The organism is Pseudaquabacterium pictum (genome assembly GCF_005403045.1).
Taxonomy (GTDB): Bacteria; Pseudomonadota; Gammaproteobacteria; order Burkholderiales; family Burkholderiaceae_C; genus Pseudaquabacterium; species Pseudaquabacterium pictum.
Map to the genome: position 1 here is coordinate 1 of NZ_BJCL01000049.1, position 906 is coordinate 906.

The 906-nt window shown below is 65.3% G+C and carries 1 protein-coding gene; it reads right to left on the reverse strand.

Annotation, left to right across the window (positions count from 1 at the left end):
- Positions 1 to 148: 148 nt before the first annotated feature.
- A partial coding sequence (locus FFT10_RS27545; RefSeq protein WP_137736086.1) for an IS5 family transposase occupies positions 149 to 906 on the reverse strand: 758 nt, incomplete at its 5' end.

The window sequence follows — 906 nt, forward strand, 5'->3', positions numbered from 1 at the left end:
GGACGCTCTGCACAACACGGCGACCGATATGGCAGCGCCTTGCAATTTGATCGGGGTCGGGCAATTGCGGTCCGAGTTGACGCTTGCAACGAGATCGCAAGGTGCCCGCGACGCGTTGTGCCGCTTGACTGGGCCATTTCGGGCGCACTCATGCCCCGGCTCCGGCCAGCCGCCTGCGCGCCATCCACAGATTGGCCAGCGCGAACAGCGTGTGCAACTGCGCCGAGTTCTTCGCCAGCCCTCGGTAGCGAACCTTCACGTGGCCGAACTGGCGCTTGATCACCCGGAACGGGTGCTCCACCTTCGCACGGATGCTGGCCTTGATCCGTTCCAGTTGGTCGGTCAGATGTTCGACCGGCTTGCCGTGGTCGAGTTGGCGACGTTTGCCCGGGCGCATCGCCACATTCCAGCGGACCTCAGGGTCTGCATCGGGTCGCTTGTCCGCACCCTGGTATCCCGCATCACCCCAGGCTTCGTCTTCCTGGCCGTGCAGCAGGCTGTTGGCCTCGACCACATCGTTGACGCTGCCAGCCGTGCCGCGCACCGTGTGAACCAGCCCGGAATCGGCATCGGTGCCGATGTGCGCCTTCATGCCGAAGAACCACTGGTTGCCCTTCTTCGACTGCTTCATCTCCGGGTCGCGCTCGCCCGTGGCGTTCTTCGTCGAACTCGGCGCGGCAATCAGCGTGGCGTCCACCACCGTGCCCGTCTTCAGCAGCAGCCCCTTGTGCTGCAGCAGGTCGTTGACCGTCTTGAGGATCTCAGGGGCCAGCTTGTGCTTCTCCAGCAGGTGGCGGAACCGCAGGATCGTCGACTCGTCAGGCAGCCGGTCGTCCCAGCCGCCGAGCCCTGCGAAATCGCGGAACAGCGGCACGTCGTGCAGCGCGTCTTCCATCGCCGGGTCGC